The sequence below is a fragment of the Streptomyces sp. NPDC038707 genome (assembly GCF_040636485.1).
In the GTDB taxonomy this organism is placed as follows: Bacteria; Actinomycetota; Actinomycetes; order Streptomycetales; family Streptomycetaceae; genus Streptomyces.
On sequence record NZ_JBEZUP010000036.1, the window covers coordinates 47,544 to 70,854 of the forward strand.

Sequence of the window (23,311 nt, forward strand, 5' to 3'; positions counted from 1 at the left end):
GCCCCGGCGGGGGCCCGGCGCCGGCGACCGGTCCGGAATCGGTCGGCAGCCGATCAGTCGGTGGCCTCCACCGCTTCCTCGACCGTGTTGTGGATCGGGAACACCTTGGTGAGGCCGGTGATGCGGAAGATCTTGAGAATGCGCTCCTGGTTGCAGACCAGGCGCAGCGAGCCCTCATGGGCACGCACCCGCTTCAGGCCGCCGACCAGCACGCCGAGCCCGGTGGAGTCGAGGAAGTCCACGCCCTCCATGTCGACGACGAGGTGGAAATGCCCGTCGTTCACCAGCTCGACCAGCTGCTCGCGCAGCTTGGGCGCGGTATACACGTCGATTTCGCCACCGACTCGGACGACCGTACGATCGCCGACGGTCTCGGTCGACAGGGACAGGTCCACGGATCCTCCAGCACCTTGCTATCGAGCGTTTGTCCCTCGGGCACTTCGACTTGCGGCCCCCGGGACACTTCGCCAGCCGCGATGGCATTCAATCACTTACCGGCAGGCGTGCACGACGCCTTGACTCCATTGTCCGTCACACCAGTGACACACTCGGTGCCGATGGCCAAGAATCACCGATCCGATCGAACCCCGGCGGACCCGGCGTCCCGTCCGTCTCCGGGCGCGGTCCTGGACCGGCTCGCCAGCGGGCCGAGCCGGGCTGCGCGCATCACTCATACGGAGCACTTGCCCCCGCGAGCGGGCCGGCATGCCGTCTGGCCCGACCGGATTCGCCCCGAGGTGATCGCGGCCGTCCAGGCGTGCGGGATCGAGCATCCCTGGGCGCACCAGGCACTGGCCGCCGAGCACGCCCTGGACGGCGACTCGGTGGTCGTCGCGACCGGCACCGCCTCCGGAAAGTCCCTGGCCTACCTCGTGCCCGTCCTGTCCGCTCTCCTGGACGGCAGCGAGGCCCCGAACGGCCGCGGCACCACGGCCCTCTACCTGGCCCCCACCAAGGCGCTCGCCGCGGACCAGTGCCGTTCGGTGAAGGAACTTTCACAACCTCTCGGCACCTCGGTACGCCCGGCCGTGTACGACGGCGACACCCCGTTCGAGGAACGGGAGTGGATCCGCCAGTACGCCAACTACGTCCTCACCAACCCGGACATGCTGCACCGCGGGATACTTCCCTCCCACCCGCGGTGGTCCTCCTTCCTGAAGTCCCTCCGGTACGTCGTCGTCGACGAGTGCCACACCTACCGCGGCGTGTTCGGCTCGCACGTCGCCCAGGTGCTGCGCCGGCTGCGCCGCCTGTGCGCCCGCTACGGCTCCTCCCCCGTGTTCCTGCTGGCCTCGGCGACCTCCGCCGAGCCCGCCGCCTCCGCCCGCCGGCTGACCGGCCTGCCGGTGGTCGAGGTCGCCGACGACGCCTCCCCGCGCGGGGAGCTGGTCTTCGCGCTCTGGGAGCCGCCGCTCACCGAACTCCAGGGAGAGAAGGGCGCCCCCGTCCGGCGTTCCGCCACCGCCGAGACCGCCGATCTGCTGACCGACCTGACCGTGCAAGGGGTGCGCTCGGTCGCTTTCGTGCGCTCCCGGCGCGGGGCCGAGCTGATCTCGGTCATCGCCCAGGAGCGGCTCGCCGAGGTCGACCGCTCCCTGGTCCGGCGTGTCGCGGCCTACCGCGGCGGCTACCTCCCCGAGGAACGCCGCGCCCTGGAACGCGCCCTGCACTCCGGCGAACTCCTCGGCCTCGCCGCGACCACGGCCCTGGAACTGGGCGTGGACGTCTCCGGCCTGGACGCGGTGGTGATCGCCGGCTACCCGGGCACCCGCGCGTCCCTGTGGCAGCAGGCGGGCCGCGCGGGCCGCTCCGGCCAGGGCGCCCTCGCGGTCCTCGTGGCCCGGGACGACCCGCTGGACACCTTCCTCGTCCACCACCCCGAGGCCCTGTTCGACCGACCGGTGGAATCGACGGTCCTCGACCCCGACAACCCCTACGTCCTCGCCCCCCACCTGTGCGCCGCCGCCGCGGAGCTGCCGCTGACCGAGGAGGACCTGGGCCTCTTCGGCCCCGCTTGCGCGGACGTGCTGCCGCAGCTGGAAGCCGCGAAGCTGCTGCGCCGCCGCACCCGGGCCTGGCACTGGACCCGCCGGGAGCGGGCCGCCGACCTCACCGACATCCGCGGTGCCGGGGGCCGCCCGGTGCAGATCGTGGAGACCGGCACGGGCCGGCTGCTCGGCACGGTCGACGCGGACGCCGCGCACTCCACGGTCCACGAGGGCGCCGTCCACCTGCACCAGGGCCGCACCTACCTGGTGCGCTCCTTCGACCTGGAGGACTCGGTCGCCCTGGTCGAGCAGGCCGACCCGCCGTACTCGACCGTCGCCCGCGACACCACGTCGATCTCCATCCTGGAGACGGACACCGAGATCCCGTGGGGTGCGGGCCGCCTGTGCTACGGCTCGGTGGAGGTCACCAACCAGGTGGTCTCCTACCTGCGCCGGCGCCTCATCACCGGCGAGGTGCTGGGCGAGACGAAACTCGACCTCCCTCCACGCACGCTGCGCACCCGCGCGGTGTGGTGGACGGTCACCGAGGACCAGCTGGACGAGGCCCGGGTCAACCCGGAGATCCTCGGCGGATCCCTGCACGCCGCCGAACACGCCTCCATCGGCATGCTGCCCCTCTTCGCGACCTGCGACCGCTGGGACATCGGCGGGGTGTCCGTGCCCCTGCACCCCGACACCCTCCTGCCCACGGTCTTCGTCTACGACGGCCACCCCGGTGGCGCGGGCTTCGCCGAGCGTGCCTTCCACACCGCCCGCGCCTGGCTCTCCGCCACCCGGGAGGCCATCGCCTCCTGCGAGTGCGAGTCCGGTTGCCCGTCCTGCATCCAGTCCCCCAAGTGCGGCAATGGCAACGACCCACTGCACAAGAGGGGCGCGGTACGCCTCCTCACGGCCCTCCTGCGGGGGGCACCGGAACCGGCGGAGGGGAGGACAGGGGCCGGTTAGGGGCCGGGGGCCGGTCAGAGGCCGGGGATCGGTCAGGCGTCGGAGGCCGGTCGGGCACCGGCGGCCGGTCAGAGGTCAGGCGCCGGTCAGAGGTCAGGGGTTCCGGCGGCGGGATCGATCCGGCCGGCGGTACCGTCCCGGGCGCGTCCGGGATGCCGGGCGGCACCGGTCCCGGCGGCACCGGTCCCGGCGGGCCCGCTCTCGCCCTGACCTCCGCCGCGAACGGTCCTCTCCCCACGGCCGCCGTCACCTCCGAGGTGTCGCCCACGATCGCGCACCGCACCAGCCGTACCCCCTGGGCCGCCGCCAGCCGCCCGGCGCGGGCACAGGCCGCCGTGCCGCCCTCGGCCCAGTGGTCCGCCGCCGCGAGCGCCGCCAGGTCCGCTCCGCCGGCCGCCCGGTGCCGCACGACGACGGCCTGTCCGAAAACGAGCACCGCGCCGAACACCGCGCACAGCAAGGCCATCGCCCCGAGGCTCCACACGGTGGCGGACCCCCGGTCGGACCCCCACCACCGCACCGCACGGCCCTGCCCTGCCGGCTCGATGGCGGACCCCCGGTCGGACCCCCACCGCCGCACCGGGCCCTCGCCGGCCGGCTCGCGCTCACGCTTCACGGCCCCGCCTCCCCCGTGTCCACGGTGTCCTCGCTGAGCGCCACCGCCTCCTCGCGCACCTCGATGGGCAGCGCGCCCAGGAACGGGGGCCGGGCCACCACCGTGACCCGGACCCGGTCTCCCTCGTGTGCGACGGTCACCCGCGCTCCCCGCGGAGCCGTGTCCCGCGTCACCCGCATAACCGCGTCGGGCGGATCCTGCCGGGCGGCGGCCCGGGCGCCCGAGCGGGCCGCGTCCACGCACTCGATCTGCGCTGCCACCGCGAGCAGCCCCCAGACCAGCGCCATCGTGAACGCCACCAGCACGGACAGCGCCAGGGCCGCCTCCACGGTCACGAACCCGTCGTCCCCGCCCCGCTCTGCTCCTTCCTCACATCCGCGCACTGAGGGCCTTCTTCACGATGGCCTGGAGTTCCGCCTGGACCTGGCCGCTGGTGATCACCTGATAGAGCAGCACCGCGAACCCGACGGCCGCGATGATGCCCATGGCGTACTCGGACGTCACCATTCCGGTGTCCTGACGGCACGCCCCGCGCAGCCGGGCCGCCGCTTTCCTGATCTTTCCGAACATCTCAACTCCCGTAAGGTGGTGGTCTTCGCTCGTTCTCCGTAGGTGCCTGACGGCTTCCTGCTCGTCCCTTCTCGTCCGTCCCGCTCTCACCCCCCTCCCGTCACCCCGCCCGCCAGCCCGATCACGACGGGAACCACCCCGACCGCGATGAAGGCGGGCAGGAAGCACAGCCCGACCGGCGCGGAGATCAGTACGGCCGCCCGGCGGGACCGGGCCGTCGCCGTACGGGCCCACTCCGCGCGCGCGTCCGACGCGAGACGGGCGACCGGGCCGGCCGCGGGGAGCCCGGACTCGTCGGCCCGCTCCAGCAATCGGGCCAGCGCACCGGCGCCGGGCAACAGGGCGAGGTTCCGCCAGGCGTCCGCCGGCGCGCCGCCGAGCCGGACCTCCGCGGCGCCGCGCGCCAACGCCTGCCCGACCGGCCCGCCGAGTGCCTCTCCCACGGCGTGGGCGGCGATCACCGGAGCGGCACCGGCGGCGATGCAGGCGGCCAGCAGGTCGGCCGCGAGCGGGAGCCGGCGGGCGGCCCCGGCGGTGTCGGCCGCCTCGGACCGCCCGGCCGCCGTCTGCCGTCCGCGCCACCGCCAGAGCGCGACACCGACGCCCAGCCCCAGCACCACTCCAACGGACCCGCCGGCCAGTGCCCACGCCCCGCACGCCGCCCCGGCCGGGGCCAGCAGCCGCCGTACGCCGCGCGGCAGGGCGAACGGAACTCCCTCCGCCGGTGTCGCAGGCACGTCCCGTCCCAGCAAGCCGGCCACCCGGCGGCGCGCCCGGCGCCGCCGTCGTGTCAGCACCAGCCACCAGGCCGCCCAGCCGAGGGCCGGCGCGGCACTCCCGGCCGCCCCCAGCCTGTGGACAACATCCCCGGTCACCCGGACCGCCCTCCCTTTCCCACCTCGCGGACCGGCCGTTCCGCACGGCCCGCGGCCGCACCGCCGCCGTTCACACCGCCTCCGCCCCGCGCACGATCCGCGTCGCCCACCACATCCCGGCCGCCTCGAACACCGCTCCCGCCGCCAGGCAGCCGACGCCGGCCCCGGTGTGCAGCAGTACGCGCAGTGGGTCCGCGCCCATGGCCGCGCCGAGCAGCAGCCCGAGGACGGGCAGCGCGGCCAGCAGCACCGCGGTGGCCCGGGCGCCCGCCAGCTGGGCGCGCAGATCGGCCCGGCCGTCCCGCTCGGCGCGCAGGGCCGCGTCCAGCCGGTCCAGGCCGGCGGCGAGCCCGGCGCCCTGGTCCACGGCCACCCGCCAGCACGCGGCGAGTCCGAGCAGCCCCTCGGCGCCCGGCTGCCGCGCCGCCGCGGCCAGCGCACCCGGCACGTCCCCGCCGAACCGCGCCGCCGCCACCACGGCGGCCTGAGCGTCACCGAGCCCGCCGGAGTCCCGGGCGGCCCGCAGCAGCGCCGCACCCGGCTGCCGTCCGGCCCGCACCTCCCCGGCGAGCACCCCGCACAGGGCGATCACCGCGTCGGCCCGCCGTTCCCGAGCCAGCCGCGCCTGCCGGGCCAGCCGCACCCGGCGCAGCACCGGCACCCCGGCCGCCCCCGCGACGACCGGAAGCACCGAGGCGCCCCACAGCGCGATCACCAGCCCGGCACCGAGGGCCGCCCACTCGGCCCCGCACCGGCCGCGCCATCCCCGCGCGTCCCTGAGGACGTGCTGCCAGCCAGGCGGTCCGGTCGCCACCACGCCGCCGCCGGCCAGCAGCAGCCGGGCCCGCCGGACCCCGTAGTGCCGGCCGCCCAGCAGCCAGGCCAACGCGCCCAGACAGAGCACCGCGGCCCCCATCGACATCTCACCGATCACTTCCATCGCCTCCCACACCTCTCCCCTCGCTCAGGTCACGTCCGCCCGCCGAACACGCCCGGCGCCGGCTCTCACCCGCCCGTCGGCTTCCGCCCCGGTCTCGTCCCCCGCCGCTCATCCGCCCCCGCCCTCCTCACCAGGCCCCACCAGTTCCCGCAGCCGCGCCCACCCCCGCTCCCGGACGAACGCCCGCTCGCCCCAGCGCAGGGCCGGCACCGTTCGCACCAGCCCGGTGGGGTCCCGCTCCAGGACGTGGACCTCGTCGATCCGGCGCCGCCCGGACCGGTCCCGCACGAGGTGCACCACCACCGAGAGGGCGGCCGCCAGCTGGCTGTGCAGCGCGGCCCGGTCCAGCCCGGCGGCCGTGGCCAGCGCCTCCAGCCGGGCCGGTACGTCGGCGGCGGCGTTGGCGTGGACCGTGCAGCAGCCGCCGTGACCGGTGTTGAGGGCCGCGAGCAGATGCACGACCTCGGGCCCCCGCACCTCTCCGACGACCAGCCGGTCCGGCCGCATCCGCAGCGCCTGCCGGACGAGGTCCTCCAGGGTGACCAGGCCGGCGCCCTCCTGGTTGGCGGGCCGGGTCTCCAGCCGGACCACGTGCGGGTGGTCCGGCCGCAACTCGGCCGAGTCCTCGGCGAGCACGATCCGCTCCCCCGGCCCGGCCAGCCCCAGCAGGGCGCTGAGCAGAGTGGTCTTGCCGCAGCCGGTGCCACCGCTGACCAGGAACGAGTGCCGGGAGTCGACCAGCGCCTCCAGGATCCGGTCGCCGCCGGGCGGTACCGTGCCGGCCGCGACGAGTTCCCCGACGGTGAAGGCCCGGGGCCGTACCACCCGCAGGGCGAGGCAGGTGCAGCCGACGGCGACCGGGGGCAGCACCGCGTGCAGCCGGGTGCCGTCGGGCAGCCGGGCGTCCGCCCAGGGCCGGGCGTCGTCCAGCCGGCGTCCGGCCACCGCGGCCAGCCGCTGCGCGAGACGGCGTACGGCCGCCGGGTCCGGGAAGGTGACCCGGGTCAGTTCCAGGCCGCCGCCGCGGTCCACCCACACCCGGTCGGGGGCGGAGACCAGGACGTCGGTGACGTCGGGATCGGCGAGCAGCGGCTCCAGGGGGCCGGTGCCCACGAGTTCGGACCGCAGGCGTTCGGCCGTGCCGAGGACCTCGGCGTCGCCGAGGACCCGGCCCTGTTCGCGCAGCGCCTGGGCCACGCGCGCGGGCGTGGGTTCGGCGCCGCTCTCGGCGAGCCAGCGGCGGACGCCGTCGAGCAGGGCCGCGCCGTCGGCCCGGTCGAGTCCGGGCAGGCTCATCGGCTGCCTCCCGCCTCGACCAGCGCGCGCTCCCAGAAGTGCGCGCAGAACCGGGCGAGCGGTCCGCGCCCGGTCGCGGCGGGGGCCTTCGCGCTCCCCCGCGGACGCAGCAGCGCCGGCTCGACGGGCAGTTGGCCGGCCAGTGGCAGGCCGAGCAGCCGGGACACCTCGTGGTCGTCCAGGCCGGGTGCGTAGGGCCCGCGGACCGCCACCCGCAGATCGCGCACGACCATGCCGACGGCGGAGGCGACCCGGCCTGCCGCGGCGACCGCCCGCAGCTCGGCCGGGACGACGAGGAGGACCAGGTCGAGCTGGGCGAGGGCTTCGGCCACCCCGTCGTCGAGCCGGCGGGGCAGGTCGACCACGACCGTGCCGCCGCGCCGCCGGGCGGCGGCCAGCACCGCCCGCACCGCGGGCGGGGGCACGGCGACGCAGTCCCCGCGGTCCCAGCTCAGCACGCGCAAGGAGTGCAGTTCGGGCAGTGACTCCTCCAGGGCGCCGCCGCCGACCCGGCCGCGGGAGGCCGCGAAGGCGGGCCAGCGCAGCCCGTCGGCGCTCTCACCGCCGAGGAGCACGTCGAGTCCGCCGCCGAGCGGATCGGCGTCCACCAGGAGGGTGCGCAGTCCCTCGCGAGCGGAGGTGACGGCGAGCGCGCACGCGAGCGTCGAGGCCCCCGCCCCGCCCCGGCCGCCGATCACCCCGACGGTGAGGGCGGGGCGGCCGGTGCCCTCGGCGACGTCGGCGATGCGGTCGACCAGCCAGGCCTCGCCGTCGGGGAGCATCAGGACGTGGTCGGCGCCGATCAGGACGGCCCGCTTCCACACGTCCGGGTCGTCCTGGTCGCGCCCGACCAGCACCACGCCGGGCCGGCGCGGGGCCCCGCCCAGCCGGCGGGCGGCGTCGTCGCCGACGAGCACGAGCGGGGCGGCCGCCCAGCCGCCGCCGGAGTCCGGCACGTCGTGCCGGACCTCGGGTGTGGCGCCCGCCGCCGCGCACAGGCGCAGCAGATCGTCCAGGAGAGCGGCGTCCTCGGTGATGATGAGCGGCCGTCCGGGCCGGTCCGCGGGGCCGGGCGGTGGGCGGTGGGTGACGGTTCCGGTCACGGGTGTTCCCCTTCGCTGCGTGGGCGCGCGGCCTACGCGGCCACGCGATTCCCAAAGGTGTGAAGGACCGGCGAGCGGCCTCCATATCCACGGCCGACGAAAACCGGCCATACGCGCTGCGGGCAATGAGTAACGGTCCATGAACTCGCCGCTGCCGGAGCGCTGGAATCACGGTGGCGCGGTCCGCGAAATAATGTGGATCTTGGTGGAAAACTGTGGACAACCCCGACCCTGTGAATAACTTCGTCACCCATACCGGTGACCCCTGCACCGACCTGCGGACGACTTCCACAGAGCAGCGCCACGATTACCGTAGGTAACCGATCATGGGCATGCCGAGAGCGCGGAGACGACGGCGCGACGCCGGCCGTACGACCGCGTGAAGAACGAGGAGGAACCGGAAAACCCACCCGGACATGCGACGACCCCCGCCGGGGGGGAGAGCGGGGGTCGTCCCCACGGCCGACTCGGGGGGGGAGGAGTCGGGCCGGGTTAGCACGGTCGCGAACGATCCGTGACTTCCATGGTGTACCCGAGAGCCCTCTCAGGCAAACCCACGCGCCCCACCTTACGCCGAATGGTGGGCCCCTATGCTCAGGGGTGTGGAAAACCACTCCTTGCCTCGCGCGGCAGCCTTCTTTGACCTGGACAAGACGGTCATTGCGAAGTCGAGCACACTCACCTTCAGCAAGTCCTTCTACCAAGGCGGCCTGATCAACCGCAGGGCCGCACTGCGTACCGCATACACCCAGTTCGTCTTCCTGGCCGGCGGTCTGGACCACGACCAGATGGAGCGCATGCGCGAGTATCTCTCCGCGCTGTGCCGCGGCTGGAACGTCCAGCAGGTGCGGGAGATCGTGGCCGAGACCCTGCACGACCTGATCGACCCGATCATCTACGACGAGGCCGCCTCCCTCATCGAGGAGCACCACGCGGCCGGCCGGGACGTGGTGATCGTGTCCACCTCGGGTGCGGAGGTGGTCGAGCCGATCGGCGAACTGCTGGGGGCGGACCGCGTGGTCGCCACCCGCATGGTCGTGGGCGATGACGGCTGCTTCACCGGCGAGGTGGAGTACTACGCCTACGGCCCGACCAAGGCCGAGGCCATCCGGGAACTGGCCGCGTCCGAGGGCTACGACCTCGGCCGCTGCTACGCCTACAGCGACTCGGCGACCGACCTGCCGATGCTCCGGACCGTCGGGCACCCGCACGCCGTGAACCCGGACCGCGCGCTGCGCCGCGAGGCCCTCGCGCACGGATGGCCGGTACTGGAGTTCCGCCGCCCGGTCCCGCTCAAGAAGCGGCTGCCGGCGTTCTCGGTGCCGCCCCGCCCCGCACTGGTCGCCGCGGCGGCCATAGGTGCCGCGGCGGCCACCGCCGGGCTCGTCTGGTACGCCAGCCGGCGCCGTGCCACGGCCTGAGCTGCGTCCGTTTCACCCTGTTCGAAGGGGAAAGTAAAGAAGTGCGGGCAGGGGTTCCGCTTCCTCCCGGCCGGCGGTACAAAGAACGTAGGCCCGCGAGACCAAAGGACATCCGAGAGGATCCCCTACCACTACGCACTCGGCCCCACGGACCGCGCATGGACACCGGGCACCCACGCGACGTCGACCCGTCGATTACGGGCCAGCCGCACCAGGTGACGGGCAAAGCACCCCGGCCTGATGGGCACATATCGAGGACGCTTGGTAACCCGGCGGGCATGCCAGCGGCGGTACGCGAACGCGTACCGCCGCATCTCTCTGCCCGGCCTCCACATCCCGGCCGGCGGAGAACCGCTCAGGCCGCGCCGCGCTGGAGCGCCTCGCACACCGCCGTCGACTCGCGCACGCCCAGCTCGACCGCCCGTCCGCAGTGGGCGATCCACGCCGCCATCCCCTCGGGCGTACCGGAGACATACCCCTCGAGGGCGGCCAGATAGGAGGCGCGGCCCAGTTCGGCGTAGCCGACCTCGGCGGGGCAGACCGCCTTCGGGTCCAGGCCGCTGCCGATCAGCACGATCCGCTCGGCCGCGCGCGCGACCAGGCCGTTGTACGAGGTGAAGGGGCGCAGTGCGACCAGTTCGCCGTGCACCACGGCGGCCGTGACCAGCGCGGGCGCCGAACTGCCGGCGATGATCAGGTCCGCCAGCCCCTCCAGCCGGCCGGCGACCTCCCCGGCGTCCGGCAGCGGCAGTCCGACCAGCGGCTCGTCCACCGGCTCGCCGGCCTGTCGCGGCCTGCCGACCTGCTCGGCGTCGCTCGCCGCGGCCACCAGGTGCAGCCGGGCCAGCACCCGAAGCGGCGACTGGCGCCAGATGGACAGCAGCTGTCCCGCCTCGGCGGTGAGGCGCAGGGCGGCGCCCATCACGCGGGCCTCCGCGTCGACACCGAAGTCGGTGCGCCGCCGCACCTCCTCCAGGGCCCAGTCCGCCCCGGACAGCGCCGCCGAGCCGCGGGCACCGCGCAGGGCCGCCTCGGAGGTGATCTCGTTGCTGCGGCGCCGCATGACGCGGTGCCCGTAGACCCGGTCCACGGCCTTGCGTACGGACTCCACGGATTCGGCCACACCGGGCAGCGAGCCCAGGGCGGCGAGCGGGTCGGCGGTCGCGCCTGTCGTACTCATGGGTACGACAGTACGCACCCCGGCGGTCCGCCCCACGAAGGAGTGGTCCTCTTCACTTCACGGTGACACCCACAGCAATCACACCGCTACCCTTGGTGAACATGAAAATTGCTTTCGTCGGGAAGGGCGGGAGCGGGAAGACGACGCTCTCCTCCCTCTTCGTCCGTCACCTCACCGCCGCCGGCGCCCCGGTGGTCGCCATCGACGCGGACATCAACCAGCACCTCGGCCCCGCTCTCGGCCTCGGCGAGGACGAGGCGGCGGCGCTGCCCGCCATGGGCGGACAGCTCACACTGATCAAGGACTATCTGCGCGGCACCAACCCGCGCATCGCCTCGGCCGCGACGATGATCAAGACCACCCCGCCCGGCGAGGGCTCGCGGCTGGTCCGGGTACGTGAGCCCAACCCGGTCTACGACGCCTGCGCGCGTCCGGTGGAACTCGACGGCGGCGCCGTCCGTCTGATGGTCACGGGCCCCTTCACGGACGCCGACCTCGGGGTCTCCTGCTACCACTCCAAGACCGGAGCGGTGGAGCTGTACCTGAACCACCTCGTCGACGGCCCCGACGAGTACGTGGTGGTCGACATGACGGCCGGCTCGGACTCCTTCGCCTCCGGCATGTTCACCCGCTTCGACATGACGTTCCTCGTCGCCGAACCGACCCGGAAGGGGATCTCCGTCTACCGCCAGTACAAGGAGTACGCCCGCGACTTCGGCATCGCCCTGAAGGTCGTCGGCAACAAGATCCACGAGCCGGACGACATCGACTTCCTGCGCGCGGAGGCCGGGGACGACCTGCTCGTGACGGTCGGGCGCTCGGACTGGGTGCGCGCCATGGAGAAGGGCCGCCCGCCCCGGTTCGACCTCCTGGAGGAGGCCAACGCCCGCGCCCTGGAGACCCTTCGGGCCGCCGTGGACGCCACCTACGAGCAGCGTGACTGGGAGCGCTACACCCGTCAGATGGTGCACTTCCACCTGAAGAACGCCGAGTCGTGGGGCAACGAGCGCACCGGGGCCGACCTGGCGGCGCAGGTCGACCCCGGCTTCGTGCTCGGTGAGAGCGTGGCGGCTCCCGCCTGACGCCTACCGCTGGTCCGCCGGCGCCCCGGGCACTCCCTTGGGCGCCGGGGCCGGGCTGCCGGACAGGAACGACGCCCAGCCCTGCCGGGGTGCTTCCCCGACCTCCAGGGAACGCAGCCGCGCCAGGGTCCGCGGATCCTGGGCGTCCAGCCAGTCGGCCAGCTGCCGGAAGGAGACACAGCGCACCTCGGGCTTGGAGCACACCTCCTTCACCACCTCTTCCACGGCGCGCATGTAGGTGCCGCCGTTCCAGGACTCGAAGTGGTTGCCGATGACCAGGGGCGCGCGGTTGCCGTCGTAGGCGCGGTAGAAGCCCTTGAGGAGGCCGTCGCGCATCTGGTCGCCCCAGTAGTCGAACTTGTCGGGGTCGCCCTGGGTCTGGGTGCCGGACTGGCCGGTCATGAAGTTGTAGTCCATGGTCAGCTGCTCATAGGTGTGGCCGGGGAACGGCACGAGCTGCATCGACAGGTCCCACAGCCCCTCCTTCTTCTTCGGCCAGACCTGGTCGTTGACCCCGCTGGAGTCGTAACGGAAGCCGAGGTCGCGGGCGGCCTTCACGAAGTTCTTCCGTCCCTCCAGGCAGGGGGTGCGGGCGCCGATCAGCTCCTTGTCGTAGTCGAAGGGCAGCGGGTCCTCCCCGCGCTTGCCGGTGTTGGTCCGCCAGGACTTCACGAACCTCTTGGCCTGGGCGATCTCGCTCTTCCACTCGTCCACCGACCAGGTGCCGACCCCGCCGTCGGGCCCGCAGAAGTGGCCGTTGAAGTGGGTGCCGATCTCGTTGCCCTCGAGCCAGGCCAGCCGCAGCTGCTCAAGGGTGTCGGCGATGCCCCGTTCGTCGTTGAACCCGATGTCGGAGCTGCCCGGAGAGTGCTGCGGCGGCTTGTAGAGGTCGCGTTTCTCCTCGGGCAGCAGGTACACGCCGCTGAGGAAGTACGTCATGGTCGCGTTGTTCTCCTTGGCGACCTGACGGAAGTGCGAGAACAGCTTCTGGCTGTCCTCGCCCGCGCCGTCCCAGGAGAACACGACGAACTGCGGGGGCTTCTGACCGGGGCTCAGCCGGTCCGGACCGGGTAGATGCGGCTGGGCTCCGGTGTAAGCGGTGGATCCGTCGCCGATCGGCCGGAACACGCTGCCCGGCGCCGGCGCGCCCTGCTCCGGACCGGGCGCCCCCTGCTTCACGGCGGTGGAGTCTCCCGCGCAGCCGGCGAGCGACGCCGCACAGGCCGCGGCGACCATGACGCCGACGGCGATCCTCTGGGTGGCGGCCATGTTCCGCCCACCTTCTTCCTTCTCTCAGGCACACGCTGAATGGGGTTGTTTCTGGCGGTATGCCGGGGTTGTCCCGACAGCGCGGCCAAGGTCGCACGGAACCGAGAAGGAATTAATACGACAAGCCGATCAAATGACTAATTCACCCTGAGAGGGGATCTCCTACTCCATTCACCTCGAAAACCTGTGCATTACCTTTACGTGGCATTACGATTCTTTTACCAAGCACCTTCATCGCGCCGCCGCGAGTCGGCACCCTCGCCGCCAACAGGTCTAAACCAATTTTCCGGCAACCCTTGTCATCGGCCCCCCGCGTCTGATGAGCTGTGGCCTGGGACACAACGGACACCCTTCGAAAGGGAGATGTCGTGAGCAACGAGAGCCTGGCCAACCTGCTCAAGGAAGAACGCAGGTTCGCGCCCCCCGCCGACCTGGCCGCAGGCGCCAATGTCACGGCGGAGGCGTATGAACAGGCCAAGGCTGACAGGCTCGGCTTCTGGGCCGAGCAGGCCCGCCGGCTGACCTGGGCCAAGGAACCGACCGAGACGCTGGACTGGTCCAACCCGCCGTTCGCGAAGTGGTTCAAGGACGGCGAGCTGAACGTCGCCTACAACTGCGTGGACCGCCATGTGGAGGCCGGTCACGGCGACCGCGTCGCCATCCACTTCGAGGGCGAGCCCGGCGACAGCCGCGCGATCACCTACGCGGAGCTGAAGGACGAGGTCTCCAAGGCCGCCAACGCCCTGCTGGAGCTGGGCGTGCGCAAGGGCGACCGGGTGGCCATCTACATGCCGATGATCCCGGAGACCGCGATCGCGATGCTGGCCTCGGCGCGGATCGGCGCGGCCCACTCGGTCGTCTTCGGCGGCTTCTCGGCGGACGCGCTCGCGACCCGCATCCAGGACGCGGACGCCAAGGTCGTCATCACCGCCGACGGCGGCTACCGGCGCGGCAAGCCCTCCGCGCTCAAGCCGGCCGTGGACGAGGCGCTCGGCAAGGCCGACCAGGTCGAGCACGTGCTGGTGGTCCGCCGCACCGGCCAGGAGGTCGCCTGGACCGAGGGCCGGGACCTGTGGTGGCACGACCTGGTGGGCCGGCAGTCCGCCGAGCACACCCCGGAGGCGTTCGAGGCGGAGCACCCGCTGTTCATCCTCTACACCTCCGGCACGACGGGGAAGCCGAAGGGCATCCTGCACACCTCCGGCGGCTACCTCACCCAGACGGCCTACACCCACTGGTCGGTCTTCGACCTCAAGCCGGAGACGGACGTGTACTGGTGCACGGCCGACGTCGGCTGGGTGACCGGCCACTCGTACATCGTGTACGGCCCGCTGGCCAACGGCGCGACCCAGGTGATGTACGAGGGCACGCCGGACACCCCCCACCAGGGCCGGTTCTGGGAGATCGTGCAGAAGTACAAGGTCAGCATCCTCTACACCGCGCCGACCGCGATCCGGACGTTCATGAAGTGGGGCGACGACATCCCCGCCAAGTACGACCTGTCCTCCCTGCGGATCCTCGGCTCGGTGGGCGAGCCCATCAACCCCGAGGCGTGGATCTGGTACCGCAAGCACATCGGCGCCGACCGCACGCCCGTGGTGGACACCTGGTGGCAGACCGAGACCGGCGCCATGATGATCAGCCCGCTGCCGGGCGTCACCGAGGCCAAGCCCGGATCGGCGCAGCGCCCGCTGCCCGGCATCAGCGCGACGGTCGTCGACGACGAGGCCAACGAGGTGCCCGACGGCGGCGGCGGCTACCTGGTGCTGACCGAGCCGTGGCCGTCGATGCTGCGCACCATCTGGGGTGACGACCAGCGGTTCATCGACACCTACTGGTCCCGCTTCGAGGGCAAGTACTTCGCCGGCGACGGCGCGAAGAAGGACGACGACGGGGACATCTGGCTGCTCGGCCGGGTGGACGACGTGATGCTCGTCTCCGGGCACAACATCTCCACCACCGAGGTCGAGTCGGCGCTGGTCTCGCATCCGGCGGTCGCCGAGGCCGCCGTCGTCGGCGCCGCGGACGAGACCACCGGCCAGGCCATCGTCGCCTTCGTCATCCTCCGGGGCTCGGCGTCGGAGACCGAGTCGCTCCTCGGCGAGCTGCGCGACCACGTCGGCGCCACCCTCGGCCCGATCGCCAAGCCCAAGCGGATCCTCCCGGTGGCCGAGCTGCCCAAGACCCGCTCCGGCAAGATCATGCGCCGTCTGCTGCGGGACGTCGCCGAGAACCGCCAGCTCGGCGACGTGACCACGCTGACCGACAGCACGGTCATGGACCTCATCCAGGCCAAGCTGCCCGCCGCGCCCAGCGAGGACTGAGCGGACCGGAAGGACTGGAACAACACCCTCCGGGGCACCCGGCCGCCGAACGTGCCGGGTGCCCCGGAGGGCTCCCCAGTGGAGATCATCGGACCGGCGCGCGCCACTTTAGGTAAACTAAGGAAAGTGTCGCGGCACGTGACACGTCAGGTGCGCCGGGAAGTCTGGTCGGCATGTGAATACCGCCTGCCTGCCTCCGGAGGTCTCCCGTGACCGCGCCCCGCACCCCCACCACCGCCCGCAAGGCCCTGGGCCGCCTGTCCCTGCCCGAGCGGACCTTCCTCACGGACGCGCTGCGCACCGAGACCGTCGGCGGTGTCCTGCTGCTCCTCGCCGCCGTGGCCGCGCTGCTCTGGGCGAACATCCCCGGCCTGCACCACGGCTACGAGACGGTCAGCGATTTCCACCTCGGCCCCGGCGCACTGGGCCTGCACCTGTCGGTCGCCCACTGGGCCGCCGACGGACTGCTCGCCGTGTTCTTCTTCGTCGCCGGCATCGAACTCAAGCGCGAGCTGGTCGCCGGGGACCTCCGCGACCCGAAGGCGGCCGTGCTGCCCGTGGTGGCGGCGCTGTGCGGGATGGCCGTGCCGGCCGGCGTCTACACCCTCACCAACCTCGCCGGGAACGGGTCCCTCCAGGGCTGGGCGGTGCCCACCGCCACCGACATCGCCTTCGCGCTCGCCGTGCTCGCGGTCATCGGCACCTCCCTGCCCAGCGCCCTGCGCGCCTTCCTCCTCACCCTGGCGGTCGTCGACGACCTCTTCGCGATCCTGATCATCGCGGTCTTCTTCACCGACCAGCTGAATCCGGCCGCCCTGGGCGGGGCCGCCGCCGGGCTCGCCGTCTTCTGGCTGCTGCTGCGCAAGGGCGTACGCGGCTGGTACGTGTACGTACCGCTCGCCGTCGTCATCTGGGCGCTGATGTACAACAGCGGCGTGCACGCCACCATCGCCGGCGTGGCGATGGGTCTGATGCTGCGCTGCACCACCCGGGAGGGTGAGGAGCACTCTCCGGGCGAGCACATCGAGCATCGGGTGCGGCCCCTGTCGGCCGGGCTCGCCGTACCGCTGTTCGCCCTGTTCAGCGCCGGTGTGCCGATATCCGGCGGGGCGCTCGGGGACGTGTTCGCGAAGCCCGAGACGCTCGGTGTCGTCCTCGGCCTGGTCGTGGGCAAGACGCTCGGGATCTTCGGCGGCACCTGGCTGACCGTCCGCTTCACCCGGGCGCGGCTCAGCGAGGAACTGGCGTGGGCCGACGTCTTCGCGATGTCCTCGCTCGCCGGGATCGGCTTCACGGTGTCGCTGCTGATCGGCGAGCTGGCCTTCGGGAGCGACACCGTGCTGACCGGCGAGGTGAAGGCGGCCGTCCTCATCGGATCGCTGATCGCGGCGGTGTGCGCGACGACGCTGCTGAAGCTGCGCGACAACCGGTACCGCAGGCTGTGCGAGGAAGAGGACCGCGACGAGGACCGCGACGGCATCCCGGACGTCTATGAGCAGGGCGATCCGGCGTACCACCTCCGGATGGCCGAGATCCACGAACGCAAGGCCGCCGAGCACCGGCGCCTGGCCGCCGAGGCACGCCACGGGCTTGCGGAAGTGCCGGGCGGGGCAGGCGAGGAGGGCGACCGTCCGGCATGATCTGACGAGACGGTACAGAACAAGACGGCCGCACGCGCGCGACGGCTGCCCGGGCAGCCGTACGAGCACCACGGCCGTCCCCGCAGCACATGTGCGGCACGAGAACTCTGAGGGAGAACGCGATGAGCGCACCCGACGGCAGCCCGGTCGGCGCCGAACGCAGCATCGGCCAGCTGTTCGCCTCGGCGACGACCGAATTGTCGGCGCTGGTGCACGACGAGATCGCGCTGGCCAAGGCCCAGCTCAAGCAGGACGTGAAGCGCGGCGCGGTGAGCGGCGGCGCCTTCTCGATGGCGGGCGCGGTGCTGGTGTTCTCCCTGCCGATGCTCAACTTCGCCCTGGCGTACGGCATCCGCACCTGGAGCCACTGGAACCTGGCGATCTGCTTCGTGCTGTCCTTCGCGGCCAACGTGCTGGTGGCCGGCCTGCTCGGACTCATCGGCGTGGCGTTCGCGAAGAAGGCCAAGAAGGGCAAGGGCCCGCAGAAGGTGGCCGCCTCGGTGAAGCGGTCGGCCGGCGTCCTGCAGAACGCCAAGCCGCACCCGCGCCCGGAACTGCCCGGAGAACCGGCTCCCGCCGCCATCGAGGCTGTGGCACGCTCGTCGTCATGACGGACCCAGCCGCCCCCTCACCCGTGCGGATCGACCTCCCGGACGGGAGACGGGTCACGCACCGGGATGTCGCCGCCAACGGCGCCCGCTTCCACATCGCGGAGCTGGGCGACGGCCCCCTGGTGCTGCTCCTGCACGGTTTCCCGCAGTTCTGGTGGACGTGGCGGCACCAGCTGGCCGCGCTCGCCGACGCGGGCTACCGAGCGGTGGCGATGGACCTGCGGGGCGTCGGCGGCAGCGACCGCACGCCCCGCGGGTACGACCCCGCCAACCTGGCGCTGGACGTCACCGGGGTGATCCGCTCGCTCGGTGAGCCGGACGCCGCGCTGGTCGGCCACGACCTCGGCGGCTATCTGGCGTGGACGGCGGCGGCGATGCGGCCGAAACTGGTCCGGCGCCTGGCGGTGGTGTCCATGCCGCACCCGCGGCGCTGGCGCGCGGCGATGCTGCGGGACGCCCGGCAGACGGCCGCCAACTCCTACATCTGGGGGTTCCAGCGGCCCTGGCTGCCCGAGCGTCAACTGACCGCCGACGGGGGCGCGCTGGTGGGCCGTCTCATCCGGGACTGGTCCGGGCCGCGGCTCCCGGAGGACGCGGACGTGGAGACGTACCAGCGGGCCATGTGCATCCCCTCCACGGCGCACTGCTCCGTCGAGCCGTACCGCTGGCTGGTGCGTTCCCTGGCCCGCCCGGACGGTGTGCAGTTCTACCGCCGGATGAAACGGCCCGTACGGGTGCCGACGCTGCATCTGCACGGCTCGCTGGACCCGGTGACCCGGACCCGCAGCGCGGCCGGTTCCGGGGAGTTCGTCGAAGCCCCCTACCGCTGGCGCCTGTTCGACGGCCTCGGTCACTTCCCGCACGAGGAGGACCCGGCCGCGTTCTCCGCCGAACTGGTCAACTGGCTGAAGGATCCCGAGCCGGACCGATGACCGTTCGGTGCGGGTTCCGGTGTGTTCGGCGTCCGGTTCCCCCCTGGTTGTCCCCTGGACCGCCACATGCCTTGCGCATAGGCCAATTAGGGGGCGCGCGGGTGGTTATCGACCTTCGGGCGGGGGCACACGTCGGGGTATGGGCTGGACGCACGACTACAGTGACGCACCCCGCAAGCGCCGCTCGGCCACGGGTCCGGGCACGCCCCAGCGGGTCACTCCGCAACTCGCGGTGGCCGACCCGCAGGTGGGGATCCCGCGCATCCTGCGCCGTCGGGCCCGCTGGGTCTCGATGCGTCTTCGCCACGCGCGGAGCTGACCGCCACGGCGCCGCCCTACAGGGCGCAGCTGTCCGTGCCCACCTGCTCGTTCGCCGTACGACCCCGCTCGATGTCGGCCCGGATCTCGTCCGCCGTCAGCGCGTACCCCGTGTCCGCGTCGTCGAGTGACTTGGCGAACACCACGCCGTAGACCTCTCCGTCCGGAGTGAGCAGCGGGCCGCCGGAGTTGCCCTGCCGGACGACGGCGTACAGGGAGTAGACATCGCGGCGGACCGTGCCGCGGTGGTAGATGTCCGCGCCGCTGGCCGTGATGCGCCCGCGCACGCGCGCGGCGCGCACGTCGTACGCACCGTTCTCCGGGAAGCCCGCGACGATCGCGCCGTCCCCGCCGGTCGCGTCCTCACGGGTGAACCGCAGCGCGGTCGCCCGCAGGTCAGGTACGTCGAGTACGGCGATGTCGCGCTCCCAGTCGTACAGCACCACCCGGGCGTCGTACCTGCGTCCCTCACCGCCTATCTGCACGCGCGGCGCGTCGACCCCGCCGACCACGTGCGCGTTGGTCATCACACGCCGGTCGGCGAACACGAAGCCGGTGCCCTCCAGGACCTTGCCGCAGCTCTGGGCGGTACCGGTGACCTTGACGATGGAGTTCCGGGCGCGCTGGGCCACCGGGCTGCCCGCGAGGGCCGGGTCGGGCGGCCGTACGTCCTTGATCGGCTCGTCGGCGAACGGGCTGAAGACCTGCGGGAAGCCGTTCTGCGCGAGCACGGAGGAGAAGTCCGCGAACCAGGTGTCGGCCTGCGCGGGCAGCGCCCGGGAGACGCCGAGCAGCACCTTGGAGCCGCGGACCTCCTTGCCGAGCGTGGGCAGGGTGGTGCCGGCCAGCGCGGACCCGATCAGCCAGGCCACCAGGAGCATCGCGACGACGTTGACCAGCGCGCCGCCGGTGGCGTCCAGGGCGCGCGCCGGGGACCAGGTGATGTGCCGGCGCAGCTTGTTGCCGAGGTGGGTGGTCAGGGCCTGGCCCACGGAGGCGCAGACGATCACCACGACCACGGCCACGACGGCGGCGGTGGTGCCGACCTCCTCCTTGCCGGTCGTGGCGTCCCAGATCACGGGCAGCGTGTACACGGCGAGGAGGCCGCCGCCGAGGAACCCGGTCACCGACAGGACGCCGACGACGAAGCCCTGGCGGTAACCCACCACCGCGAACCACACGGCCGCGACGAGCAACAGGATGTCCAGCACGTTCACTGCTTCAGGCCTCGCCTACTCACTCCGCTCCCAGCAGCTCGGCCGGGCCCCGGGGCCGCCCCCCGGGGATACCGCACGGGGATCACCCTGTCACGCGTGCCAGTCCAGCGGGACCCGCTTGTCCCGGTCCCAGGGGCGTTCCCAGCCCGCGTAGTGCAGCAGCCGGTCGATCACTCCGGCCGTGAAGCCCCACACCAGGGCCGACTCGACCAGGAACGCCGGGCCGCTGTGGCCTCTGGGGTGGATGGCGGTGGCGCGGTTGGCGGGGTCCGTCAGATCGGCCACGGGCACCGTGAAGACCCGGGCCGTCTCGTTCGGGTCGACCACGCCGACCGGGCTGGGCTCGCGCCACCAGCCCAGCACGGGCGTGACGACGAAGCGGCTGACCGGGATGTACAGCCGGGGCAGCACGCCGAAGATCTGGACGCCCGAGGGATCGAGGCCGGTCTCCTCCCGGGCCTCGCGCAGCGCGGCCCGCAGGGGCCCGTCGCCCTGCGGATCGCCGTCCTCCGGATCGAGCGCGCCGCCCGGGAAGGACGGCTGGCCGGCGTGCGAGCGCAGGGAGCCCGCGCGCTCCATGAGCAGCAGCTCGGGGCCGCGTTCCCCCTCGCCGAACAGGATCAGCACGGCCGACTGCCGCCCCGAGCCGTTCTCCGGCGGCAGGAAGGGGCTCAGCTGCGCCGGCTCGACCGTCTCCGCGACGCGTACGACCGGCGTCAGCCAGTCCGGCAGCCCCGCCCCGCTGAGCGTCAGCGGACCGCCCTGCGTGTCACTCGTCCTCGTCATCGCCACCCCCGTCGCTCTGCCCTCTCCAACGCCCGAGGGCACCGAGATCGTTCCGTCACGCGGCCCCCAGCGGCGGCGCCGGCCTGCCGCCGGCGTCGAGATAGGCCTGCGGGGGGTTCAGACGCTGGCCCGGGAAGCCGCCCTTCTCGTACTTGAGCAGCTTCTTCGCCTTCTCCGGGTCGGTCTCGCCCTCGCCGTACGCCGGGCAGAGCGGGGCGATGGGGCAGGCGCCGCAGGCGGGCTTGCGCGCGTGGCAGATGCGCCGGCCGTGCCAGATGACGTGGTGGGACAGGTCGGTCCACTCGCTCTTCGGGAAGAGCGCGCCCACGGCGGCCTCGATCTTGTCCGGGTCGGTCTCGTCGGTCCACCGCCAGCGCCTCACGAGCCGCTGGAAGTGGGTGTCGACGGTGATCCCGGGCCGGCCGTAGGCGTTGCCGAGGACGACGAAGGCCGTCTTGCGGCCCACGCCGGGCAGCGTGACCAGGTCCTCCAGCCGTCCGGGCACCTCGCCGCCGAAGTTCTCGACGAGCGATTTGGAGAGCCCTATGACCGACCTCGTCTTGGCCCGGAAGAAGCCGCAGGGGCGCAGGATCTGCTCGACCTCCTCCGGGTTCGCGGCGGCGAGGTCCTCGGGGGTGGGGTACCGGGCGAAGAGCGCCGGGGTGGTCTGGTTGACGCGCAGGTCGGTGGTCTGGGCCGACAGCACGGTGGCGACCAGCAGCTGGAAGGGGTTCTCGAAGTCCAGCTCGGGGTGGGCGTAGGGGTACACCTCGGCCAGCTCGCGGTTGATGCGGCGGGCGCGGCGGACCAGGGCGGTGGGGGACTCTCCGCCCGTCGGCCGGACGGCGATCTTCTTGACGGGCGCGGCCTTCTTGACGGCGGCCTCGGCGGGGACGACCACGTCGGCCGGCCTCACCTTCTTGGCGACCGCGGCCTTCTTGGCTACCGGGGCCTTCTTGGCGGCCGTCGCCTTCTTCGCGGCCGTCGCCTTCTTCGCGGAGGCGGTCTTCTTCGCGGCCGCGCTCTTCTCGGCGGCGGTGCTCTTCTTGGCGGCGGTCCTGGACGGCGCGGCCTTCTTCGCGGTCGTGGCGTTCCCCTCCGCACCGACAGTCTTTTTAGTCGATTTGCCCGTTTTACTACTTCCTTCGGGCGTGCGTTCGCCCACAGCGGAATCGCGACGTGCAACCACCCGCCCAGCCCCCTTGTCCTGTGCTCTCACCGGCGTTTTGGACACCCGGCCAGCCTAAAGCCCGGCGCCGACATCCGCCCCGGACCCGGCGCAGCGGCCCCCGATCGGACCCCTGACGCTTACCCCAGGAGACGGGTACGGCATCCTTGTGACAGATCACACTGTTTGGACCGTCCGGCAAAATGGGGAACACGGTCCCCTGGCACACGGGGGAGCAAGATCCCCTGAGCAGGTCGACAAGGAGAGAACTCGTGGACGACGTTCTGCGGCGCAACCCGCTCTTCGCGGCTCTCGACGACGAGCAGGCCGCGGAGCTTCGCGCCTCCATGAGTGAGGTGACCCTCGCACGCGGCGATTCCCTGTTCCACGAGGGCGACCCCGGGGACCGGCTGTACGTCGTCACCGAGGGCAAGGTCAAGCTGCACCGCACCTCCCCCGACGGCCGGGAGAACATGCTCGCCGTCGTCGGCCCCGGCGAACTCATCGGCGAGCTGTCGCTGTTCGACCCGGGCCCCCGCACCGCCACCGCGACCGCGCTGACCGAGGTCAAGCTGCTCGGTCTCGGCCACGGCGACCTCCAGCCCTGGCTGAACGCCCGCCCCGAGGTGGCCGGCGCCCTGCTGCGGGCGGTCGCCCGCCGTCTGCGCAAGACCAACGACGCCATGTCCGACCTGGTCTTCTCCGACGTCCCCGGCCGGGTGGCGCGCGCCCTGCTGGACCTCTCGCGCCGCTTCGGCGTGCAGTCCGAGGAGGGCATCCACGTCGTCCACGACCTGACCCAGGAGGAGCTGGCCCAGCTGGTCGGCGCCTCCCGCGAGACCGTGAACAAGGCGCTCGCGGACTTCGCCCAGCGCGGCTGGCTCCGCCTGGAGGCGCGCGCCGTGATCCTGCTGGACGTGGAGCGGCTGGCCAAGCGGTCGCGCTGACACGGCCCGGCCGCACGTCCCACCGGGGCCCCGCTCCCCTGAGCCGGGCCCCGCTGTCGTGT

21 protein-coding genes and 1 pseudogene are annotated in these 23,311 nt (G+C 72.7%); 9 read left to right on the forward strand and 13 right to left on the reverse strand.

Annotated elements, in window-relative coordinates:
- Nucleotides 1-53: 53 nt before the first annotated feature.
- The gene (gene bldG, locus AB0E62_RS32955; protein WP_362202238.1) at nt 54-395 is read right to left on the reverse strand and encodes an anti-sigma factor antagonist BldG; all 342 of its coding nucleotides are present in this window, start codon (nt 393-395) and stop codon (nt 54-56) included.
- Nucleotides 396-476: 81 nt separating this feature from the next.
- Here bldG and AB0E62_RS32960 point away from each other — a divergent pair, with 81 nt between their 5' ends.
- Nucleotides 477-2,954, forward strand: a complete 2,478-nt coding sequence (locus tag AB0E62_RS32960) for a DEAD/DEAH box helicase (protein ID WP_362202241.1) — start codon at nt 477-479, stop codon at nt 2,952-2,954.
- A 187-nt stretch (nt 2,955-3,141) separates the two neighbouring features.
- On the opposite strand, the pseudogene AB0E62_RS32965 reads toward AB0E62_RS32960, so the two are convergent.
- From AB0E62_RS32965 to ssd, 7 genes and pseudogenes are all read right to left on the reverse strand, one after another.
- A pseudogene (locus AB0E62_RS32965) lies at nt 3,142-3,474 on the reverse strand (Rv3654c family TadE-like protein); the annotation flags it as partial.
- Nucleotides 3,475-3,566: 92 nt separating this feature from the next.
- Complete coding sequence (locus AB0E62_RS32970) at nt 3,567-3,905, reverse strand: TadE family type IV pilus minor pilin (RefSeq protein ID WP_362202319.1); 339 nt, start codon at nt 3,903-3,905, stop codon at nt 3,567-3,569.
- Between the two features lie 34 nt (nt 3,906-3,939).
- A complete protein-coding gene (locus AB0E62_RS32975; RefSeq protein WP_362202244.1) occupies nt 3,940-4,140 on the reverse strand; it encodes a DUF4244 domain-containing protein in 201 nt (66 codons plus the stop codon).
- Between the two features lie 86 nt (nt 4,141-4,226).
- Nucleotides 4,227-5,015, reverse strand: a complete 789-nt coding sequence (locus AB0E62_RS32980; RefSeq protein WP_362202246.1) for a type II secretion system F family protein — start codon at nt 5,013-5,015, stop codon at nt 4,227-4,229.
- Between the two features lie 70 nt (nt 5,016-5,085).
- Nucleotides 5,086-5,955: a type II secretion system F family protein gene (locus tag AB0E62_RS32985; protein WP_362202249.1), complete on the reverse strand. Its 870-nt coding sequence runs from the start codon at nt 5,953-5,955 to the stop codon at nt 5,086-5,088.
- 108 nt (nt 5,956-6,063) lie between these two features.
- Nucleotides 6,064-7,251 (reverse strand): TadA family conjugal transfer-associated ATPase, encoded by a 1,188-nt coding sequence (locus tag AB0E62_RS32990; RefSeq protein WP_362202252.1) that lies wholly within the window; start codon nt 7,249-7,251, stop codon nt 6,064-6,066.
- Nucleotides 7,248-8,354 carry a septum site-determining protein Ssd gene (ssd, locus tag AB0E62_RS32995; RefSeq protein ID WP_362202255.1) on the reverse strand — a complete coding sequence of 369 codons (1,107 nt, stop codon included), beginning with the start codon at nt 8,352-8,354 and terminating at the stop codon, nt 7,248-7,250. Before ssd ends, AB0E62_RS32990 begins: the two co-directional genes overlap by 4 nt.
- Nucleotides 8,355-8,944: 590 nt before the next feature.
- Between ssd and AB0E62_RS33000 the strand changes: the two genes are divergently transcribed.
- Nucleotides 8,945-9,775 (forward strand): HAD-IB family hydrolase, encoded by an 831-nt coding sequence (locus tag AB0E62_RS33000; RefSeq protein WP_362202258.1) that lies wholly within the window; start codon nt 8,945-8,947, stop codon nt 9,773-9,775.
- A gap of 355 nt (nt 9,776-10,130) precedes the next feature.
- On the opposite strand, the gene AB0E62_RS33005 is transcribed toward AB0E62_RS33000, so the two are convergent.
- Entirely contained in the window at nt 10,131-10,955 is an 825-nt protein-coding gene (locus tag AB0E62_RS33005; RefSeq protein WP_362202261.1) for an oxidoreductase, read from the reverse strand.
- Nucleotides 10,956-11,056: 101 nt separating this feature from the next.
- On the opposite strand from AB0E62_RS33005, the gene AB0E62_RS33010 reads away from it, so the two are divergent.
- Nucleotides 11,057-12,037 carry an ATP-binding protein gene (locus AB0E62_RS33010; RefSeq protein WP_362202263.1) on the forward strand — a complete coding sequence of 327 codons (981 nt, stop codon included), beginning with the start codon at nt 11,057-11,059 and terminating at the stop codon, nt 12,035-12,037.
- Between the two features lie 3 nt (nt 12,038-12,040).
- On the opposite strand, the gene AB0E62_RS33015 is transcribed toward AB0E62_RS33010, so the two are convergent.
- On the reverse strand, nt 12,041-13,306 hold the full coding sequence (locus AB0E62_RS33015) for a hypothetical protein (protein ID WP_362202265.1): 1,266 nt from the start codon (nt 13,304-13,306) through the stop codon (nt 12,041-12,043).
- A gap of 368 nt (nt 13,307-13,674) precedes the next feature.
- On the opposite strand from AB0E62_RS33015, the gene acs reads away from it, so the two are divergent.
- The 5 genes from acs to AB0E62_RS33040 all read left to right on the forward strand — a co-directional run bounded on the left by acs (nt 13,675) and on the right by AB0E62_RS33040 (nt 19,132).
- Nucleotides 13,675-15,630, forward strand: a complete 1,956-nt coding sequence (gene acs / locus AB0E62_RS33020) for an acetate--CoA ligase (protein ID WP_362202268.1) — start codon at nt 13,675-13,677, stop codon at nt 15,628-15,630.
- 209 nt (nt 15,631-15,839) lie between these two features.
- Nucleotides 15,840-17,270 (forward strand): Na+/H+ antiporter NhaA, encoded by a 1,431-nt coding sequence (gene nhaA, locus AB0E62_RS33025; RefSeq protein ID WP_362202271.1) that lies wholly within the window; start codon nt 15,840-15,842, stop codon nt 17,268-17,270.
- 122 nt (nt 17,271-17,392) lie between these two features.
- Nucleotides 17,393-17,881, forward strand: coding sequence for a phage holin family protein (locus AB0E62_RS33030; protein ID WP_362202274.1), 489 nt, complete (start codon nt 17,393-17,395; stop codon nt 17,879-17,881).
- The gene (locus AB0E62_RS33035; protein ID WP_362202276.1) at nt 17,878-18,813 is read left to right on the forward strand and encodes an alpha/beta hydrolase; all 936 of its coding nucleotides are present in this window, start codon (nt 17,878-17,880) and stop codon (nt 18,811-18,813) included. The genes AB0E62_RS33030 and AB0E62_RS33035 overlap by 4 nt, the downstream gene beginning before the upstream one ends.
- Nucleotides 18,814-18,952: 139 nt before the next feature.
- Nucleotides 18,953-19,132: a hypothetical protein gene (locus AB0E62_RS33040; protein WP_362202279.1), complete on the forward strand. Its 180-nt coding sequence runs from the start codon at nt 18,953-18,955 to the stop codon at nt 19,130-19,132.
- Between the two features lie 16 nt (nt 19,133-19,148).
- On the opposite strand, the gene AB0E62_RS33045 is transcribed toward AB0E62_RS33040, so the two are convergent.
- From AB0E62_RS33045 to nth, 3 genes are all read right to left on the reverse strand, one after another.
- The gene (locus AB0E62_RS33045; protein WP_362202282.1) at nt 19,149-20,348 is read right to left on the reverse strand and encodes a MarP family serine protease; all 1,200 of its coding nucleotides are present in this window, start codon (nt 20,346-20,348) and stop codon (nt 19,149-19,151) included.
- A 90-nt stretch (nt 20,349-20,438) separates the two neighbouring features.
- Nucleotides 20,439-21,134 (reverse strand): CoA pyrophosphatase, encoded by a 696-nt coding sequence (locus AB0E62_RS33050; protein WP_362202285.1) that lies wholly within the window; start codon nt 21,132-21,134, stop codon nt 20,439-20,441.
- Between the two features lie 55 nt (nt 21,135-21,189).
- Complete coding sequence (nth, locus tag AB0E62_RS33055; RefSeq protein WP_362202288.1) at nt 21,190-22,299, reverse strand: endonuclease III; 1,110 nt, start codon at nt 22,297-22,299, stop codon at nt 21,190-21,192.
- Nucleotides 22,300-22,574: 275 nt separating this feature from the next.
- Between nth and AB0E62_RS33060 the strand changes: the two genes are divergently transcribed.
- Nucleotides 22,575-23,249 carry a Crp/Fnr family transcriptional regulator gene (locus AB0E62_RS33060; RefSeq protein WP_014674022.1) on the forward strand — a complete coding sequence of 225 codons (675 nt, stop codon included), beginning with the start codon at nt 22,575-22,577 and terminating at the stop codon, nt 23,247-23,249.
- The last annotated feature ends 62 nt before the right edge of the window (nt 23,250-23,311 follow it).

Bases quoted from the DNA above. Each gene is read 5' to 3' on its own strand.
- AB0E62_RS32960 (WP_362202241.1), top strand. From the start codon at position 477: ATGGCATTCAATCACTTACCGGCAGGCGTGCACGACGCCTTGACTCCA.
- AB0E62_RS32975 (WP_362202244.1), bottom strand. From the start codon at position 4,140: ATGTTCGGAAAGATCAGGAAAGCGGCGGCCCGGCTGCGCGGGGCGTGC.
- AB0E62_RS32985 (WP_362202249.1), bottom strand. From the start codon at position 5,955: ATGGAAGTGATCGGTGAGATGTCGATGGGGGCCGCGGTGCTCTGTCTG.
- AB0E62_RS32990 (WP_362202252.1), bottom strand. From the start codon at position 7,251: ATGAGCCTGCCCGGACTCGACCGGGCCGACGGCGCGGCCCTGCTCGAC.
- AB0E62_RS33000 (WP_362202258.1), top strand. From the start codon at position 8,945: ATGCTCAGGGGTGTGGAAAACCACTCCTTGCCTCGCGCGGCAGCCTTC.
- AB0E62_RS33005 (WP_362202261.1), bottom strand. From the start codon at position 10,955: ATGAGTACGACAGGCGCGACCGCCGACCCGCTCGCCGCCCTGGGCTCG.
- AB0E62_RS33010 (WP_362202263.1), top strand. From the start codon at position 11,057: ATGAAAATTGCTTTCGTCGGGAAGGGCGGGAGCGGGAAGACGACGCTC.
- AB0E62_RS33015 (WP_362202265.1), bottom strand. From the start codon at position 13,306: ATGGCCGCCACCCAGAGGATCGCCGTCGGCGTCATGGTCGCCGCGGCC.
- AB0E62_RS33030 (WP_362202274.1), top strand. From the start codon at position 17,393: ATGAGCGCACCCGACGGCAGCCCGGTCGGCGCCGAACGCAGCATCGGC.
- AB0E62_RS33035 (WP_362202276.1), top strand. From the start codon at position 17,878: ATGACGGACCCAGCCGCCCCCTCACCCGTGCGGATCGACCTCCCGGAC.
- AB0E62_RS33040 (WP_362202279.1), top strand. From the start codon at position 18,953: ATGGGCTGGACGCACGACTACAGTGACGCACCCCGCAAGCGCCGCTCG.
- AB0E62_RS33050 (WP_362202285.1), bottom strand. From the start codon at position 21,134: ATGACGAGGACGAGTGACACGCAGGGCGGTCCGCTGACGCTCAGCGGG.